Origin of the sequence: Cronobacter muytjensii ATCC 51329 (assembly GCF_001277195.1) — a bacterium.
GTDB lineage: Bacteria > Pseudomonadota > Gammaproteobacteria > Enterobacterales > Enterobacteriaceae > Cronobacter > Cronobacter muytjensii.
This window is the reverse complement of record NZ_CP012268.1, coordinates 3,773,499-3,791,667: the sequence shown is the minus strand read 5'-3', so window position 1 is coordinate 3,791,667 and position 18,169 is coordinate 3,773,499. Positions and strand designations below refer to the sequence as shown.

Annotated in this window: 15 protein-coding genes; 11 read left to right on the top strand and 4 right to left on the bottom strand. The window is 56.3% G+C overall.

The window, feature by feature from the left end:
* Positions 1–80: 80 nt before the first annotated feature.
* The 6 genes from ilvL (at position 81) to ilvA (ending at position 6,632) form a co-directional block, all read left to right on the top strand.
* Complete coding sequence (gene ilvL / locus AFK63_RS20805; protein WP_071601137.1) at positions 81–179, top strand: ilv operon leader peptide; 99 nt, start codon at positions 81–83, stop codon at positions 177–179.
* 138 nt (positions 180–317) lie between these two features.
* Positions 318–1,964, top strand: a complete 1,647-nt coding sequence (ilvG, locus tag AFK63_RS17425; protein ID WP_038865881.1) for an acetolactate synthase 2 catalytic subunit — start codon at positions 318–320, stop codon at positions 1,962–1,964.
* Complete coding sequence (gene ilvM / locus AFK63_RS17420; protein ID WP_004387277.1) at positions 1,961–2,218, top strand: acetolactate synthase 2 small subunit; 258 nt, start codon at positions 1,961–1,963, stop codon at positions 2,216–2,218. Before ilvG ends, ilvM begins: the two co-directional genes overlap by 4 nt.
* A gap of 20 nt (positions 2,219–2,238) precedes the next feature.
* Positions 2,239–3,168, top strand: coding sequence for a branched-chain amino acid transaminase (locus AFK63_RS17415; protein ID WP_038865879.1), 930 nt, complete (start codon positions 2,239–2,241; stop codon positions 3,166–3,168).
* A 66-nt stretch (positions 3,169–3,234) separates the two neighbouring features.
* On the top strand, positions 3,235–5,085 hold the full coding sequence (gene ilvD, locus AFK63_RS17410; RefSeq protein ID WP_038865876.1) for a dihydroxy-acid dehydratase: 1,851 nt from the start codon (positions 3,235–3,237) through the stop codon (positions 5,083–5,085).
* Between the two features lie 2 nt (positions 5,086–5,087).
* Complete coding sequence (gene ilvA, locus AFK63_RS17405; protein WP_038865874.1) at positions 5,088–6,632, top strand: threonine ammonia-lyase, biosynthetic; 1,545 nt, start codon at positions 5,088–5,090, stop codon at positions 6,630–6,632.
* On the opposite strand, the gene ilvY is transcribed toward ilvA, so the two are convergent.
* Positions 6,629–7,501, bottom strand: coding sequence for an HTH-type transcriptional activator IlvY (gene ilvY, locus AFK63_RS17400; RefSeq protein ID WP_236613125.1), 873 nt, complete (start codon positions 7,499–7,501; stop codon positions 6,629–6,631). The genes ilvA and ilvY overlap by 4 nt on opposite strands.
* 284 nt (positions 7,502–7,785) lie before the next feature.
* Here ilvY and ilvC point away from each other — a divergent pair, with 284 nt between their 5' ends.
* Entirely contained in the window at positions 7,786–9,261 is a 1,476-nt protein-coding gene (gene ilvC / locus AFK63_RS17395; RefSeq protein ID WP_038865872.1) for a ketol-acid reductoisomerase, read from the top strand.
* Positions 9,262–9,501: 240 nt separating this feature from the next.
* Here the strand turns inward: ilvC and ppiC are convergent, their stop codons facing one another.
* The gene (gene ppiC / locus AFK63_RS17390; protein WP_001140255.1) at positions 9,502–9,783 is read right to left on the bottom strand and encodes a peptidylprolyl isomerase PpiC; all 282 of its coding nucleotides are present in this window, start codon (positions 9,781–9,783) and stop codon (positions 9,502–9,504) included.
* 118 nt (positions 9,784–9,901) lie between these two features.
* On the opposite strand from ppiC, the gene rep reads away from it, so the two are divergent.
* Positions 9,902–11,923, top strand: coding sequence for a DNA helicase Rep (rep, locus tag AFK63_RS17385; protein WP_038865869.1), 2,022 nt, complete (start codon positions 9,902–9,904; stop codon positions 11,921–11,923).
* A gap of 60 nt (positions 11,924–11,983) precedes the next feature.
* On the opposite strand, the gene gppA is transcribed toward rep, so the two are convergent.
* Together gppA and rhlB are read right to left on the bottom strand one after the other, a co-directional pair.
* Positions 11,984–13,468 (bottom strand): guanosine-5'-triphosphate,3'-diphosphate diphosphatase, encoded by a 1,485-nt coding sequence (gene gppA / locus AFK63_RS17380; protein WP_038865867.1) that lies wholly within the window; start codon positions 13,466–13,468, stop codon positions 11,984–11,986.
* Positions 13,469–13,473: 5 nt separating this feature from the next.
* Positions 13,474–14,739: an ATP-dependent RNA helicase RhlB gene (gene rhlB, locus AFK63_RS17375; RefSeq protein WP_007717015.1), complete on the bottom strand. Its 1,266-nt coding sequence runs from the start codon at positions 14,737–14,739 to the stop codon at positions 13,474–13,476.
* A gap of 117 nt (positions 14,740–14,856) precedes the next feature.
* Here rhlB and trxA point away from each other — a divergent pair, with 117 nt between their 5' ends.
* From trxA to wecA, 3 genes are all read left to right on the top strand, one after another.
* Positions 14,857–15,186, top strand: coding sequence for a thioredoxin TrxA (trxA, locus tag AFK63_RS17370; protein WP_004386384.1), 330 nt, complete (start codon positions 14,857–14,859; stop codon positions 15,184–15,186).
* 355 nt (positions 15,187–15,541) lie between these two features.
* On the top strand, positions 15,542–16,801 hold the full coding sequence (rho, locus tag AFK63_RS17365) for a transcription termination factor Rho (protein ID WP_004386383.1): 1,260 nt from the start codon (positions 15,542–15,544) through the stop codon (positions 16,799–16,801).
* Between the two features lie 250 nt (positions 16,802–17,051).
* A complete protein-coding gene (wecA, locus tag AFK63_RS17360; protein WP_038865863.1) occupies positions 17,052–18,152 on the top strand; it encodes a UDP-N-acetylglucosamine--undecaprenyl-phosphate N-acetylglucosaminephosphotransferase in 1,101 nt (366 codons plus the stop codon).
* Positions 18,153–18,169 lie beyond the last annotated feature (17 nt).

The following is an 18,169-nucleotide window of genomic DNA, read 5'->3' as shown; positions in this document are numbered from 1 at the left end:
TAAATATTTCTTGTCACAGCTTTGTTCTCTGTGATAACTCTTTAGGTATTCCTTCGAATATGACGTAAGCACATACAGAAATGACAACCCTTCTACTAGTGATTAGCCTAGTCGTGATTAGCGTGGTGGTGATTATTAACCCACCGTGCGGGGCTGCACTCGGAAGAAGAAAGGCTTAGAAATCAAGGCTGAATCATCGAAAACCCCCGCACCGAAAGGTCCGGGGGTTTTTTTATGACCTAAAACTTAAGCGAGGAACAGAGAATGAGTAGTAGCATAAAATTCTGTTGTCCGCATTGTAAGGCGGGGAACTGACTATGAATGGTGCGCAGTGGGTGGTGCATGCTTTGCGAGCTCAGGGAGTGGATACGGTTTTTGGCTATCCGGGCGGGGCGATAATGCCGGTTTACGATGCGTTATACGACGGCGGCGTGGAACACCTACTGTGTCGGCATGAACAGGGCGCTGCAATGGCGGCGATCGGTTATGCGCGTGCCACGGGCAAAACCGGCGTTTGCATCGCAACTTCCGGGCCAGGCGCGACCAACCTGATCACGGGCCTCGCGGATGCGCTGCTGGATTCGGTTCCCGTTGTGGCTATTACCGGGCAGGTCGCAGCGCCGCTTATCGGCACTGACGCTTTCCAGGAAGTGGATGTTCTTGGTTTATCACTCGCCTGCACCAAACACAGTTTCCTCGTCGAGTCGCTGGAAGAGCTGCCGGAAATTATGGCGCACGCTTTTCATCTGGCGCGTTCAGGTCGCCCGGGGCCAGTACTGATCGATATACCCAAAGATATCCAGCTCGCCAGCGCAGAGCTTGAACCGTGGCTTTCCAGTGTTGAAGACACCTCCGTGTTACCGCAGGCAGAACTGGAGCAGGCACGCGCGTTGATGAGCCTGGCTGAAAAGCCGATGCTTTATGTGGGGGGCGGCGTTGGTATGGCGCAGGCGGTGCCAGCCCTACGTGAATTTATGGCACAGACGAAAATCCCCTGTGCAGTAACGTTGAAAGGACTGGGTGCAGTAGAAGCGAGCTACCCATGGTACCTCGGTATGTTGGGGATGCATGGCACTAAAGCTGCGAACCTGGCGGTCCAGGAGTGTGATTTACTGATAGCCGTCGGCGCGCGCTTTGACGATCGCGTTACCGGCAAACTGAATACCTTTGCGCCTCATGCCAAAGTTATCCATATGGATATCGATCCGGCGGAACTCAACAAGCTGCGTCAGGCGCATGTCGCGTTGCCGGGCGATCTTAACGCCTTACTGCCCGCGCTGCAGCGTCCAATGGAGATTAATGCCTGGCGCGATCAGGTCGCGGCAATGCGGCGTGAACATGACTGGCGCTATGAACATCCGGGTGAAGCGATTTTTGCGCCGTTATTGTTAAAACAGCTCTCAGACCGCAAGCCAGCAAACAGCGTCGTGACGACAGACGTAGGCCAGCATCAGATGTGGACGGCGCAGCATATGAGTTTCAGCCGCCCGGAAAATTTCATTACCTCAAGCGGCCTTGGCACGATGGGCTTTGGGTTGCCAGCAGCGGTAGGCGCGCAGGTGGCCCGTCCGGACGATACTGTCATCTGCGTGACCGGTGATGGCTCGTTCATGATGAATATCCAGGAGCTGGGCACCGTGAAGCGCAAGCAACTGCCGCTGAAAATTGTGCTGCTGGATAACCAGCGTCTGGGGATGGTGCGTCAGTGGCAACAGCTCTTTTTCTCGGAGCGCTACAGCGAAACGAATCTGTCCGATAACCCCGATTTCCTGACGCTGGCCAGCGCCTTTGGCATTAATGGTCAGCGTATTACTCGTAAAGACCAGGTGGAAGCGGCGCTGGAAGCCATGCTGAGCAGCGAAGGCCCTTATCTGCTGCACGTTTCGATCGACGAAGCTGAAAACGTCTGGCCTCTGGTGCCTCCCGGCGCCAGCAACTCACAAATGCTGGAGAAAATATCATGATGCAACATCAACTCGCCGTACAGGCTCGCTTTCGCCCGGAAACCCTGGAACGTGTGCTGCGCGTGGTGCGTCACCGTGGTTTTCAAATTTGCGCCATGAATATGGCGACCGGCGCTAATGCGGAAAATATAAATATTGAGCTGACCGTTGCCAGCCCTCGTCCAGTCGAATTACTGTTTAGTCAGTTAAGCAAACTGGTCGATGTCGCCTGCGTCGAGATCCAGCAACCCACATCACAACAAATCCGCGCCTGAGCGCAAAAGGAAGAAGAAAAATGACGACAAAAAAAGCTGATTACATTTGGTTCAACGGCGAGATGGTTCCCTGGGGCGAAGCAAAGGTTCACGTCATGTCTCATGCGTTGCACTACGGTACATCAGTCTTTGAAGGGATCCGTTGCTACGATTCGCACAAGGGGCCGGTGGTATTCCGCCATCGTGAACATATGCAGCGCCTGCATGATTCCGCCAAGATTTACCGCTTTCCGGTCAGCCAGTCCGTTGATGAGTTAATGGAAGCCTGTCGCCAGGTGATTCGCGAAAATAAACTGACCAGCGCGTACATCCGTCCATTGGTTTTTGTGGGCGATGTGGGTATGGGTGTTAACCCGCCTGCGGGCTACACCACTGATGTCATCATCGCCGCGTTCCCGTGGGGGGCGTACCTGGGCGCGGAAGCGCTGGATCAGGGGATCGATGCGATGGTCTCCTCCTGGAACCGCGCGGCGCCAAACACTATTCCTACTGCGGCAAAAGCGGGTGGCAACTACCTTTCCTCTCTGTTGGTCGGTAGCGAAGCGCGTCGTCATGGCTACCAGGAAGGTATTGCGCTGGACGTGAACGGCTACATCTCTGAAGGGGCGGGCGAAAACCTGTTTGAAGTAAAAGATGGCGTGATTTATACCCCGCCGTTTACCTCTTCCGCGCTGCCGGGCATCACCCGCGACGCTATCATCAAGCTCGCCAAAGAGATGGGCATTGAAGTTCGCGAGCAGGTGCTCTCGCGTGAATCGCTGTATCTGGCGGATGAAGTCTTTATGTCCGGCACCGCAGCGGAAATCACGCCGGTACGCAGCGTAGACGGCATTCAGGTAGGTGAAGGCCGCTGTGGTCCGGTCACTAAACGCGTTCAGCAGGCGTTCTTCGGCCTGTTCACCGGCGAGACCGAAGATAAATGGGGCTGGTTGGATCAAGTTAACCCGTAAGCACAATAACACCTGCACGGGCGGCATAAGCCGCCCGGCTTTTGTAGAGACTGGAGTGAAAAAAGCATGCCTAAGTACCGTTCTGCCACCACCACGCACGGCCGCAACATGGCGGGTGCCCGCGCTTTATGGCGCGCCACGGGAATGACCGACGCCGATTTTGGCAAGCCGATTATCGCGGTTGTGAACTCTTTTACCCAGTTCGTGCCGGGCCATGTTCATCTGCGCGATCTGGGCAAACTGGTTGCGGAGCAAATCGAGGCAGCGGGTGGCGTGGCGAAAGAGTTCAACACTATCGCGGTTGATGACGGCATCGCCATGGGGCACGGCGGCATGCTTTATTCACTGCCGTCTCGCGAGCTCATCGCTGACTCCGTGGAATACATGGTGAACGCCCACTGCGCAGACGCCATGGTCTGTATCTCTAACTGCGACAAAATCACCCCAGGGATGTTGATGGCCTCGCTGCGGCTGAACATTCCGGTGATTTTCGTCTCCGGCGGCCCGATGGAAGCCGGTAAAACTAAACTCTCTGATCAGATAATTAAACTCGATCTGGTCGACGCGATGATTCAGGGCGCGAACCCGCACGTCAGTGACGAGCAGAGCGATCAGGTGGAACGCTCCGCCTGCCCGACCTGCGGCTCCTGCTCTGGCATGTTTACCGCCAACTCCATGAACTGTTTGACGGAGGCGCTGGGCCTGTCGCAGCCGGGCAACGGCTCGCTGCTGGCGACCCATGCTGACCGCAAAGATCTCTTTATCAACGCGGGCAAACGCATCGTTTCACTCACCAAACGTTATTATGAGCAGGACGACGCCAGCGTATTACCGCGCAATATTGCGAGCAAAGCGGCGTTTGAAAATGCCATGACGCTCGATATCGCCATGGGTGGCTCCACCAATACCGTTCTGCATCTGCTGGCGGCGGCGCAGGAAGCGGAAATCGACTTTACGATGAGCGACATCGACCGTCTTTCCCGCAAAGTGCCGCAGTTGTGTAAAGTTGCGCCGAGTACCCAGAAATACCATATGGAAGATGTTCATCGTGCGGGTGGGGTTATCGGCATTCTCGGCGAACTGGATCGCGCAGGCCTGCTGAACCGCGAAGTCAATAACGTGCTGGGTCTGACGCTGCCGCAGACCCTTGAGGAATATGACATCATGCTCACGCAGGATAGCGCGGTGAAAGAGATGTATCGTGCGGGCCCTGCAGGCATCCGCACTACGCAGGCGTTTTCACAATCCTGCCGCTGGGACACGCTGGACGACGATCGTCGGGAAGGTTGTATTCGCTCGCTGGAGCACGCGTATAGCCAGGACGGCGGTCTGGCCGTGCTGTATGGCAACTTCGCTGAAAACGGCTGCATCGTGAAAACCGCTGGGGTGGATGAAGGCAGCCTGGTCTTCCGTGGCCCGGCGAAAGTCTATGAAAGCCAGGATGATGCCGTAGAGGCGATCCTCGGCGGTAAAGTCGTCGCGGGCGATGTTGTGGTTATCCGCTACGAAGGGCCAAAAGGCGGGCCTGGGATGCAGGAAATGCTCTACCCGACCAGCTTCCTGAAATCGATGGGGCTCGGTAAAGCCTGCGCGCTCATCACCGATGGCCGCTTCTCCGGTGGTACATCCGGGCTGTCTATCGGTCACGTCTCGCCGGAAGCCGCCAGCGGCGGCAATATCGCGTTGATTGAAGACGGCGACATGATTGCCATTGATATCCCGAATCGCGGCATTCAGCTTGAAGTCAGCGACCAGCAACTGGCCGTGCGTCGTGAAGCTCAGGAAGCGCGTGGCGCTGACGCCTGGACGCCGCGCAGCCGCGAGCGCCAGGTTTCCTTCGCGCTGCGCGCTTACGCAAGTCTCGCCACCAGCGCCGACAAAGGGGCTGTGCGCGATAAATCGAAGCTGGGAGGCTAATCATGGCCGAGTCGCAATCCCTTTCCACCGCCCCCTGCGGGGCGGAATATCTGCGGGCGGTGCTGCGCTCTCCGGTTTATGAAGTGGCGCAAGTGACGCCGTTGCAGAAGATGGAGAAGCTGTCGGCGCGGCTGAACAACGTAGTGCTGGTGAAGCGCGAAGACCGCCAGCCGGTGCACAGCTTTAAGCTGCGCGGCGCCTACGCCATGATGGCGAATCTCACCAGCGAGCAGAAAGCGCGTGGCGTGATTACTGCGTCAGCGGGCAACCATGCACAGGGCGTGGCGCTCTCGTCATCCCGGCTGGGCATTAAATCGCTCATCGTGATGCCGGTCACCACAGCGGATATCAAAGTGGATGCGGTGCGCGGCTTCGGCGGCGAGGTGCTGCTTCATGGGGCTAACTTCGATGAGGCGAAGGCGCAGGCGATTGCGCTTTCGCAACAGCAAGGCTTTACTTACGTGCCGCCGTTCGACCATCCGGCGGTTATCGCCGGGCAGGGAACGCTGGCGCTCGAACTCCTTCAGCAGGACGCGCATATCGATCGCGTATTTGTGCCGGTGGGCGGTGGCGGTCTGGCTGCCGGTGTGGCGGTGCTGATCAAACAGCTCATGCCGCAGATCAAAGTGATTGCCGTGGAAGCGGCCGACTCCGCCTGCCTGAAGGCGGCGCTCGACGCCGGACATCCGGTCGATTTGCCGCGCGTGGGGCTTTTCGCTGAAGGCGTGGCAGTCAAGCGTATTGGCGATGAAACGTTCCGCGTTTGTCAGGAGTACCTTGATGACATCATTACCGTAGACAGTGACGCCATCTGCGCGGCGATGAAAGATCTCTTTGAAGATGTGCGGGCAGTGGCGGAGCCTTCCGGCGCGCTGGCACTGGCGGGTATGAAAAAGTATGTGGCGCAGCATAACATTCACGGCGAACGGCTGGCGCATGTGCTTTCCGGCGCGAATGTGAATTTCCACGGGCTGCGTTATGTTTCTGAACGCTGCGAGCTTGGCGAACAGCGCGAGGCGCTGCTGGCGGTGACAATCCCGGAAGAGAAAGGCAGCTTCCTGAAGTTTTGCCAGTTGCTGGGCGGACGCGCGGTGACGGAGTTTAACTACCGCTTTGCGGACGCCAAAGACGCCTGCATTTTTGTTGGCGTGCGCATCAACCGCGGGCTGGAGGAGCGGCATGAAATTATCGCGCAACTCACCGACGACGGTTACGGCGTCGTGGATCTCTCCGATGACGAAATGGCGAAACTGCATGTGCGCTATATGGTCGGCGGCCGGCCCTCACGACCGCTGCGCGAGCGGCTTTACAGCTTTGAGTTTCCCGAGGCGCCGGGTGCGCTGCTGCGTTTTCTGCATACGCTCGGTACGCACTGGAACATCTCGCTGTTTCACTACCGCAGCCACGGCACCGATTATGGCCGTGTGCTGGCGGCTTTTGAGCTTGGCGAGCATGAGCCGGATTTCGAAACCCGGCTTAACGAGCTTGGCTATGAGTGCCACGACGAGACTGGCAACCCGGCGTTCCGGTTCTTCCTCGCAGGTTAACGATAACCCGGCAGCAGTTTCCAGAAGGCTTCAACAAGCGGCTCATGCAGCCGCTTTTTTTGTACGCAGACGCCAAGCTCGAACGGCGTTTTCTCATCGCTGCGCTCGAGGATGAGTACACGGTTGCGCACCGGTTCCGGGCTGTTTTCCAGCACCACCTCCGGGATCAGCGCCACGCCGCAGCCCAGCGCCACCATTGATACCATCGCCTCATGGCCTGCCACAGTCGCATAAATAAACGGGTTGCTGATTTTATGGCGACGGAACCACAGTTCAATACGCCGCCGCACCGGGCCCTGATCCGGCATGATAAACGGCACCTGTGTCCAGTCGGGCTCCGGGGCTGACACCTGGGCGCGTACCGGGCAGGGCAGCGCGGGCGCAATGAGCACCACGCTAAGATTTTCCAGCATTGAGAACGCGACAGCGGCGGGTAGCGCTTCGGGCTTGCCGGCGATCGCGAGATCGGCCTCGCCGGAATTGACCTTCTCCACCGCGTCAGCGGCGTCGCCTGTCGTTAGCTTAATTTCCACCGACGGGTGTTCGGCGCGAAAGCGGTCAAGGATCGGCGGCAGATGGCTGTATGCCGCCGTTACCGAGCAAAACAGGTGCAATTCGCCGGAAAGCGTCGGCCCTTGCTGGTCTATAGCATGCCGCAACTGCTGATACTGCAACAGCGTTTGCTGGGCAAACTGACGCAGCGCTTCACCCGCTTCGGTCAATGTCACGGTGCGGTTATCGCGAATAAACAGCGGCTGAGCCAGATCCTCTTCCAGCCGCTGGATCTGGCGTGAGAGTGTCGACGGGCTCACGTGCATGGCGCGCGCGCTGCGGCCAAAATGGCGGCTCTCCGCCAGATGCAGGAACATTTTCAGATCGCGTAGATCCACTGCGGTCTCTCCTTGAGTGCGTGTTGCGAAAAACGCAACGTGATGTTGTCAATATATCAATTTCCGCAACGAATTTCCTGTCATATAGTGGGTTTTACCGGTTTCAGGTCACCGGTGTGTCGGCCTTTCTCTGACCCGGCTCGCAACCCTGCGCAGCCTGGCTCGCGAAATCGTCGCCTTCCTGTAACCTGAAATCTGTACCGTCGTTTTTGACGACGCAGTTAACCGAACAATAAGACAATACAACATCACGAGGTATCACCATGGCTAACTACTTCAACACTTTGAATCTGCGCCAGCAGCTGGCGCAGCTGGGTAAATGCCGCTTCATGGCGCGCGACGAATTCGCCGACGGGGCAGGCTTCCTCAAAGGAAAAAAAGTAGTCATCGTGGGTTGCGGCGCGCAGGGCCTCAACCAGGGCCTGAACATGCGTGATTCCGGGCTGGACGTCTCTTATGCCCTGCGTAAAGAAGCTATCGCCGAGAAGCGCGCCTCCTGGCGCAAGGCAACGGAAAACGGTTTTCAGGTCGGCACGTATGAAGAGCTGATCCCGCAGGCGGATCTGGTGGTTAACCTGACGCCGGACAAACAGCACTCTGACGTAGTGCGTACCGTGCAACCGCTGATGAAAGATGGCGCTGCGCTGGGCTATTCCCACGGCTTCAATATCGTTGAAGTCGGCGAGCAGATCCGTAAAGACATCACTGTAGTGATGGTGGCGCCGAAGTGTCCTGGCACCGAAGTGCGTGAAGAGTACAAACGTGGTTTCGGCGTGCCGACGCTTATTGCGGTTCACCCGGAAAACGATCCGAAAGGCGAAGGCATGGCGATTGCCAAAGCCTGGGCCGCAGCGACCGGCGGCCACCGCGCGGGCGTGCTGGAATCTTCTTTCGTCGCTGAGGTGAAATCTGACCTGATGGGCGAGCAGACTATCCTGTGCGGCATGTTGCAGGCGGGTTCTCTGCTGTGTTTCGACAAGCTGGTGGAAGACGGTACTGACCCGGCTTACGCGGAAAAACTGATTCAGTTTGGCTGGGAAACCATCACCGAAGCCCTGAAGCAGGGCGGTATTACGCTGATGATGGATCGTCTCTCTAACCCGGCGAAACTGCGCGCTTACGCGCTTTCTGAGCAGTTAAAAACCATCATGGCGCCGCTGTTCCAGAAACACATGGACGACATCATCTCCGGCGAGTTCTCTTCCGGCATGATGGCGGACTGGGCGAATGACGATAAAAAATTGCTGACCTGGCGCGAAGAGACTGGCAAAACCGCATTTGAGAACGCGCCGCAGTTTGAGGGCAAAATCAGCGAGCAGGAATATTTCGACAAAGGCGTGCTGATGATCGCCATGGTGAAAGCGGGCGTTGAGCTGGCGTTTGAAACCATGGTCGATGCCGGCATCATTGAAGAATCCGCATACTACGAATCACTGCATGAGCTGCCGCTTATCGCGAACACCATCGCCCGTAAGCGTCTGTATGAAATGAACGTGGTTATCTCGGATACCGCGGAATATGGCAACTATCTGTTTGCCAATGCCGCCGTACCGCTGCTGAAAGAATTTATGACCAAATTGCAGCCGGGCGATCTGGGTAAAGCGACAGAAGGCACCGCGGTGGACAACGCGCAACTGCGTGACGTTAACGACGCGATTCGCAGCCACGAGATTGAGAAGGTGGGGCAGAAGCTGCGCGGTTATATGACCGATATGAAGCGTATCGCGGTTGCTGGCTGATTCTCCGTCATCTTTTGACCCGCAGCGACGCCGATAGCGTTCTTACATCCCAGGCACATAGTTATCTATGCTCCTGGGGATGCACGCTCTTACCGGCTTGCTCAAACCAAATCCTTAAGGGAATGGGTTACCGCTCCTTTTGACCTGTAGCCAGCATAGGGCGGTTAAGCGTAGCGCACCCGCTTTCATAAGCCACCCGCCCCCAAAGAAAAAGGCCTTCTCGCAGAGAAGGCCTTTTGATTAGTTACGGTACAGCACTTTGATGATGTGGTAACCGAACTGAGTGTGCAGCGGGCCGGTTGGCTCCAGCACCGGGCAGGAGAACACGACTTTATCGAAAGCCGGCACCATCTGGCCCTGACGGAATTCGCCTAAGTGGCCGCCTTTCTTACCCGACGGGCAAATCGAGTGCTTCTTGGCGAGCTTTTCAAAATCGCCGCCGTTTTTAATTTGTTCCAGCAGATCCAGTGCCAGTTTTTCTTCTTTAACAAGGATATGCAGTGCTGCTGCTGTTTTTGCCATGATCGTGCCTTGAGTGGGGTTGATAACGCTGGCTATACTACCACGCGTTTTTCTCCCTTCGTACTGCCGTACCTGCTGTGGGGAGCCGCCTTCTCCTCTGACTTTCACTGAGTAACTTATGCGTCTGAACCCCGCCCAACAACAAGCCGTCGAATTCGTCACTGGCCCCTGCCTGGTGCTGGCGGGCGCTGGATCCGGTAAAACCCGCGTTATCACTAATAAAATCGCGCATCTGATCCGCGGCTGCGGCTATCAGGCGCGCCATATCGCGGCGGTCACTTTTACTAATAAAGCCGCGCGTGAGATGAAAGAGCGCGTTGCCCAGACGCTCGGGCGCAAAGAAGCTCGCGGGCTGATGATTTCGACCTTCCACACGCTGGGTCTTGAAATCATCAAGCGCGAATACGCGGCGCTCGGCATGAAATCCAACTTTTCGTTATTTGACGATACCGATCAGATGGCGCTTATCAAAGAGCTGACCGAAGGACTGATCGAAAATGATAAAGTGCTGTTGCAGCAGCTTATTTCAACCATTTCGAACTGGAAGAACGATCTGCTCAGCCCGCCACAGGCCGCCGCGCGCGCTATCGGCGAACGCGATCGTATTTTCGCCCACTGCTACAGCCTGTATGACGCGCATCTGAAAGCCTGTAATGTGCTGGATTTCGACGACTTGATCCTGCTGCCGACGCTGCTGTTGCAGCGAAATGAAGAGGTGCGCGAGCGCTGGCAAAACCGCATTCGTTACCTGCTGGTGGATGAATATCAGGACACCAACACCAGCCAGTATGAGCTGGTGAAGCTGCTGGTAGGCAATCGCGCGCGCTTTACGGTAGTGGGCGACGACGACCAGTCCATCTACTCCTGGCGCGGCGCGAGGCCGCAAAACCTGGTGCTGTTGAGCCAGGATTTTCCGGCATTACAGGTGATTAAGCTTGAGCAGAATTACCGCTCTTCCGGGCGAATTCTTAAAGCAGCCAACATTCTGATTGCCAATAACCCGCATGTCTTTGAGAAAAAGCTCTTTTCCGAGCTGGGCTACGGCGCCGAGTTGAAAGTGCTCACCGCCAATCATGAAGAACACGAGGCGGAGCGCGTCACCGGCGAGCTTATCGCGCATCACTTTATCAATAAAACCCAGTACAAAGATTACGCGATCCTGTATCGCGGCAACCATCAGTCACGGGTGTTTGAAAAAATGCTGATGCAGAACCGCATTCCGTATCGCATTTCCGGCGGTACGTCGTTCTTTTCGCGCCCGGAAATTAAAGACTTGCTGGCCTATTTGCGTGTGCTTACCAATCCGGATGACGACAGCGCGTTTCTGCGCATCGTGAATACCCCCAAGCGCGAAATCGGCCCGGCGACGCTGCAAAAGCTCGGCGAATGGGCGACCCAGCGCAATAAAAGTTTATTCACCGCCAGTTTTGATATGGGGCTTTCCCAGTCGCTCACCGGTCGCGGTTATGAATCGCTGACGCGCTTTACGCAGTGGCTACAGGAGGTGGCGGTGCTGTCCGAGCGCGAACCCGTCGCGGCGGTGCGCGATCTCATTCGCGGCATCGATTACGAAGCCTGGCTTTTTGAAACCTCGCCGAGCCCGAAAGCGGCGGAAATGCGCATGAAAAACGTCAATCAGCTCTTCAGCTGGATGACGGAAATGCTGGAAGGTACCGATCTCGACGAGCCGATGACGCTGACGCAGGTTGTGACGCGCTTTACGCTGCGAGACATGATGGAGCGCGGCGAGAGCGATGAAGAGCTCGACCAGGTCCAGTTGATGACGCTGCACGCCTCAAAGGGTCTCGAATTTCCGTATGTCTTTCTGGTCGGGATGGAAGAGGGGTTGCTGCCGCATCAGAGCAGCATCGATGAAGACAATATCGACGAAGAGCGCCGCCTCGCCTATGTGGGCATTACGCGTGCTCAGAAAGAGCTTATCTTCACGCTCTGTAAAGAACGTCGACAGTATGGCGAGCTGGTGCGCCCCGAGCCGAGCCGGTTCCTGCTGGAGCTTCCGCAGGACGATTTGCAGTGGGAAACTGAGCGTAAAGTCGTGACGGCGCAGGAGCGGATGCAGAAAGGCCAGGCGAATGTCGCTAACATCAAAGCGATGCTGGCGAAAGCGCGCGGCGGCTGAGTTGACCGTACCGCTAATAAAAAAACCGCCCGTAAGGCGGTTTTTTTATGCGTTTAGCGTTTATTGCACGTCGAGCTGCCAGTGCACGTAACTTTGCCAGCGCTGTTCCTGCTCTAACATCTCGGCACCCAGCGGATGCACGCAGAGCCAGTCCTGCGGGAGCGTCGCGGTCAGCGTGTCGCCCTGTGCGGTCAGCGTCACATCCGGCAGCATATCGTCGCGTCGACGGCTGGCGAAGATAATCGCCAGGCGCAGCAGCCGACAAAGGCGCTCGGCCACGCGCAGCGGCACCGCGTTTTGCTGTTGCAGCGCCGGAAGATCGACCGTACCGGTCTGGTTCAGCAGCAGCGTCGCCAGCAGCTTTTTCTGCGCGGGCGTGAAGCCCGGTAAATCGAGATTATTCACCAGATAAGCCGCGTGCTGTGGCGCGCGTTTGAAATCAACCGCGAGGCCAACTTCATGCAGCAGACTGGCGCTGTGTAGCAGCGCACGGCTGAGATCGTCCAGCGCCCATTCGTTTTCCACGCTATCAGCGAAGCGTCCGGCAAGCTGTGCCACGCGCCCGGCCTGGCTGATATCCACCATAAACCGGCGCTGAATATTTTTCAGCGTACGGTTGCGAATATCCTGCTCCACGGCGAGATGCAGCATGCCGTAAACCAGCCCTTCACGCAGCGCGCCGCCGGCAAGCGTCATATAGGCGATTTCAAGCTCGCTGAAAATGGCGATAAGAATGGCAAGACCGCTCGGAAAGACCAGCGCTCGCTCAAGCGTCAGGCCTTCGATCTCAAGCTCTTCCAGACGTCCGCACTGTATGGCGCGCGCTTTTAGCTGCTGAAGCTTCGCAAGCGTAATGCGCTCATCCATGCCCTGCGCCATCATGATTTCCTGCAGCGCCTGCACGGTGCCTGATGCGCCGACACAGATTTTCCAGCCCTGACCGCGCAACTGCGCGATAACCGGGCGCAGCACGTCGCGCGCGGCCTGTTCGGCGCTGTCGAAATGCGCCTGTGTCAGGCTGCGGTCGGTGAAATAGCGTTCAAGGAAAGTCACGCAGCCCATGGGCAGGCTGAAAAGAGCGGTGGCGCGGGCGCCAGTGCCGGTTACAAGCTCTGTGCTGGCGCCGCCGATATCCACCACCAGACGCCGATCGTCGCCGCCAGTGGTATGCGCCACGCCCTGATAGATAAGCCGGGCTTCTTCTTCACCGGCAATGACCTGTACCGGACAGCCGAGGATTTCCTGGGCGCGGGCGACAAACTCATCGGCGTTAGTGGCAAGGCGCAGCGTTGCGGTCGCGACCACGCGGATTTGCGCTGCGGGGATATCCTGAAGCCGTTCGGCGAAGAGACGCAGACATTGCCAGCCACGCTCCATGGCGTCCGCCGAGAGCGTATTGTCGGCGCTGAGGCCCGCCGCGAGGCGGACCTTGCGTTTCACACGCGTGAGCGTCTGAATGCTTCCGGCCACCTCACGTACCACCAGCATATGAAAGCTGTTCGAACCGAGGTCGATTGCCGCATACAGTGAGGTTGTGCCGGGCATCGCGTTTATCCTGTACGACGACGGTTACGCGGCGCGCCGGAACGACGCGGGCCATTGCCAGTGCGCGGACGCGACAGGCGTTTTGGCGGCGGCAGTTCGCTTAACAGCGCATCCGGGTTGTATTTGCTCACCGGAATCGAGTGGCCGATATAAGTTTCAATCGCTGGCAGGTTCAGCGCGTACTCTTCACAGGCAAGGCTGATGGAGTGGCCGCTGGCACCCGCGCGACCGGTACGGCCGATGCGGTGAACGTAGTCTTCGCAGTCGTCCGGCAGGTCGTAGTTAAAGACATGGGTGACGGCAGGAATATGCAGGCCGCGCGCCGCGACATCAGTTGCAACCAGAATGTCCAGGTCGCCACGAGTGAATTCATCAAGAATACGCAGGCGTTTTTTCTGCGCGACGTCGCCCGTCAGCAGGCCAACGCGGTGACCGTCTGCCGCCAGATGGCCCCAGATGTCTTCACAGCGGTGTTTGGTATTGGCGAAAATAATGGCGCGATCCGGCCACTCTTCTTCAATCAGCGTCTGGAGCAGGCGCATTTTCTCTTCGTTAGACGGATAGAAAAGCTCTTCTTTAATACGGTGGCCCGTTTTCTGCTCCGGTTCGACTTCCACATATTCCGCGTTATTCATCTGCTCGAACGCCAGTTCACGCACGCGATAAGAGAGCGTGGCGGAGAAGAGCATATTGAGACGTTGCGCGGCGGCTGGCATACGACGGAACAGCCAGCGGATGTCTTTGATAAAGCCCAGATCGTACATGCGATCGGCTTCGTCGAGCACCACCACCTGAATCGCGCCCAGGTTGACGTGGTTTTGTTTGGTGTAATCGATGAGACGGCCAGTGGTGCCGATAAGAATATCGACGCCGCTTTCCAGCACTTTCAGTTGCTTGTCATAGCCGTCGCCGCCGTAGGCGAGGCCCAGCTTAAGGCCGGTGGCTTCCGCCAGCGGTTCCGCGTCGGAGTGAATCTGCACCGCGAGTTCGCGGGTCGGCGCCATAATCAGGGCGCGCGGCTGATTCACCTGGCGATTTTCCGCCGCAGGGTGTGAGAGTAAATAGTGAAACGTTGACGTTAAAAACGCCATCGTTTTGCCGGTACCGGTTTGCGCCTGCCCTGCAACGTCACGGCCCGCGAGCGTTAACGGGAGTGCCAGAGCCTGGATAGGTGTGCAGTTATGAAACCCTTTTTTTTCAAGGGCTTGAACTACGACAGGGTGCAGGGCGAAGTCGGAAAACTTCTGTTCAGTCAAGTGTGTTTTGCTCATAGTGTGGTAGAATATCAGCTAACTATTGCTTTACGAAAGCGTATCCGGTGAAATAAAGTCAACCTTATGTTGGTTAATGCTACACCAACATGACAGGCCTAATCTTTGGAGTAAAACATGAGCGATAAAATTATTCACCTGACTGACGACAGTTTCGACACGGATGTACTTAAAGCGGACGGGTTGACGCTGGTTGATTTCTGGGCAGAATGGTGTGGTCCGTGCAAAATGATCGCCCCTATCCTTGATGAAATCGCTGATGAATATCAGGGCAAACTGACGGTTGCCAAACTGAACATCGACCAGAACCCGGGCACGGCGCCGAAATACGGCATCCGCGGCATTCCGACTCTGCTGTTGTTTAAAAATGGTGAAGTGGCAGCGACCAAAGTGGGCGCGCTGTCTAAAGGCCAACTGAAAGAGTTCCTCGACGCCAACCTGGCGTAATGGTTCCCCGCCGGGGCGATCACGGTTCCTAAATACTCAGGACCGCTGGACGCCCGGCTTCAGTCATGCTAACTTTATTTTTGACTTCAATTTAAACTTACCTTTTAGTTTGAATCTTGTAATACCCGACGCTTCCCGCCCGTGACAATGTCCACACCGAGACCGGTAGGCGAGAAGAGCATTAACTCCGGGACTTATCACTCATTCCGTCTTGTCGTTTCAGTTCTGCGTTCTTTACCTGCAACCAGGCAACGAACAGACATGAGATGAAGCCCGTTAACAGGCATGGATGACCCTGCCATACCATTCACAACATTACGTTCGAGATTTACCCCGAGTTTAAGAACCCACCACTATGAATCTTACCGAATTAAAGAATACGCCGGTTTCTGAGCTGATTACTCTCGGCGAAAATATGGGGCTGGAAAACCTGGCCCGCATGCGCAAACAGGATATTATTTTCGCCATCCTGAAGCAGCACGCGAAGAGTGGCGAAGATATCTTTGGCGACGGTGTGCTGGAGATATTGCAGGATGGCTTCGGCTTCCTCCGTTCTGCAGACAGCTCCTATCTCGCCGGTCCCGACGACATCTACGTTTCTCCCAGCCAAATCCGCCGTTTCAACCTCCGCACAGGGGATACCATCTCCGGTAAGATTCGTCCGCCGAAAGAAGGCGAGCGCTACTTCGCGCTGCTGAAAGTGAACGAAGTTAACTTCGATAAACCGGAAAACGCACGTAATAAGATCCTGTTTGAAAACTTAACGCCGCTGCACGCCAACTCGCGTCTGCGTATGGAGCGCGGCAACGGTTCGACCGAAGATTTGACCGCTCGCGTTCTGGATCTGGCTTCGCCGATTGGTCGCGGTCAGCGTGGTCTTATCGTGGCGCCGCCGAAAGCGGGTAAAACCATGCTGCTGCAGAACATCGCGCAGAGCATCGCGTACAACCACCCGGATTGCGTGCTGATGGTGCTGCTGATTGATGAACGTCCGGAAGAAGTGACCGAGATGCAGCGTCTGGTGAAAGGCGAAGTGGTCGCGTCCACGTTTGACGAGCCGGCTTCCCGCCACGTTCAGGTTGCCGAAATGGTGATCGAGAAGGCCAAACGTCTCGTTGAACACAAAAAAGACGTTATCATTCTGCTTGATTCCATCACTCGTCTGGCGCGCGCTTACAACACCGTCGTGCCGGCATCCGGCAAAGTGCTGACCGGTGGTGTGGACGCTAACGCCCTGCATCGTCCGAAGCGTTTCTTCGGTGCGGCGCGTAACGTGGAAGAAGGCGGCAGCCTGACCATCATTGCGACTGCTCTGATTGATACCGGCTCTAAAATGGATGAAGTTATCTACGAAGAGTTTAAAGGCACCGGTAACATGGAGCTGCATCTCTCTCGTAAGATCGCGGAAAAACGCGTCTTCCCGGCTATCGATTACAACCGTTCCGGTACCCGTAAAGAAGAGCTGCTGACGACTCAGGAAGAACTGCAGAAAATGTGGATCCTGCGTAAAATCATTCACCCGATGGGTGAGATCGACGCGATGGAATTCCTCATTAATAAACTGGCGATGACCAAAACGAACGACGAATTCTTCGATATGATGAAACGTTCGTAGTCAGCGGGAACTCGGGGAACGCCACGTCACGACGTGGCGTTTTTCTTTGTTGCTCTATACGATAGGCAACAGGCGTGATCTTTACACTAATTTCAGTAAAGGCGCGTCAGTTTTTATCTGGCCTGAGCTATGTTTATCTTACTGAATAATAATTAGTCTGTTCAGGGATGAGGGGCGGAGGAGTGCTTAGAAAGCCTGACTGCCGCAGTTATACTTCCTCCGGACTTAACGTTTGCAGAGAGCGCACACTGTGAATTTAGTTACCGTTGGTACTGAGCTACTCAGTATTTTTTTATTCACATTTGTTTTTCTTTTTTTTGCACGAAAGCTGGGCAAAAGGATTGGTCTGGTTGATAAGCCCAATTTCCGTAAGCGCCATCAGGGGCTGATCCCGCTGGTGGGCGGCATCTCCGTCTACGCAGGCATCTGTTTCACCTTCTCCATTGCGGACTACTACATTCCTCATGCGGCGTTATACCTGGCGAGCGCCGGGGTGCTGGTGTTTGTCGGCGCGCTGGATGACCGTTATGACATCAGCGTGAAAATCCGCGCCGTTATCCAGGCCGTCATCGGCGTGGTGATGATGACGGTTGGCGGGCTGTACCTGCGAAGCCTCGGGTATATTTTCGGCTCGTGGGAGATGGTGCTGGGGCCGTTTGGGTATTTCCTCACGCTGTTCGCCGTCTGGGCGGCAATTAACGCTTTTAACATGGTAGACGGTATCGATGGTCTGCTGGGCGGGCTGTCGTGCGTCTCCTTCGCGGCCATCGGGATGATCCTGTGGTTTGACGGGCAGACCAGCCTGTCGATGTGGTGCTTCGCCATGATTGCCGCCATCCTTCCTTATATTCTGCTGAACCTCGGCGCGTTCGGGCGGCGATATAAAGTCTTTATGGGCGATGCGGGCAGTACGCTTATCGGGTTTACCGTTATCTGGATCCTGCTGGAAACCACACAGGGGAAAACGCATCCGATAAGCCCGGTGACCGCGCTCTGGATTATCGCGATTCCGCTGATGGATATGATAGCCATCATGTATCGCCGTCTGCGTAAAGGCATGAGTCCTTTCTCGCCGGACCGTCAGCACATTCATCATCTGATCATGCGCGCCGGCTTTACTTCTCGTCAGGCGTTTGTCCTTATCACGCTCGCCGCCGCGCTGCTGGCTGGCATTGGCGTAGCGTCGGAATATGCCGCGCACATTATCCCTGAATGGGTAATGTTGGCATTATTCTTGCTAGCATTTTTCTTCTACGGCTACTGTATTAAACGGGCATGGAAAGTGGCGCGCTTTATTAAACGCGTTAAGCGTCGCATGAAGCGCGGAAGCAACAAGCCCACCGCTAATTAAAGAAAAACGGGGACGTG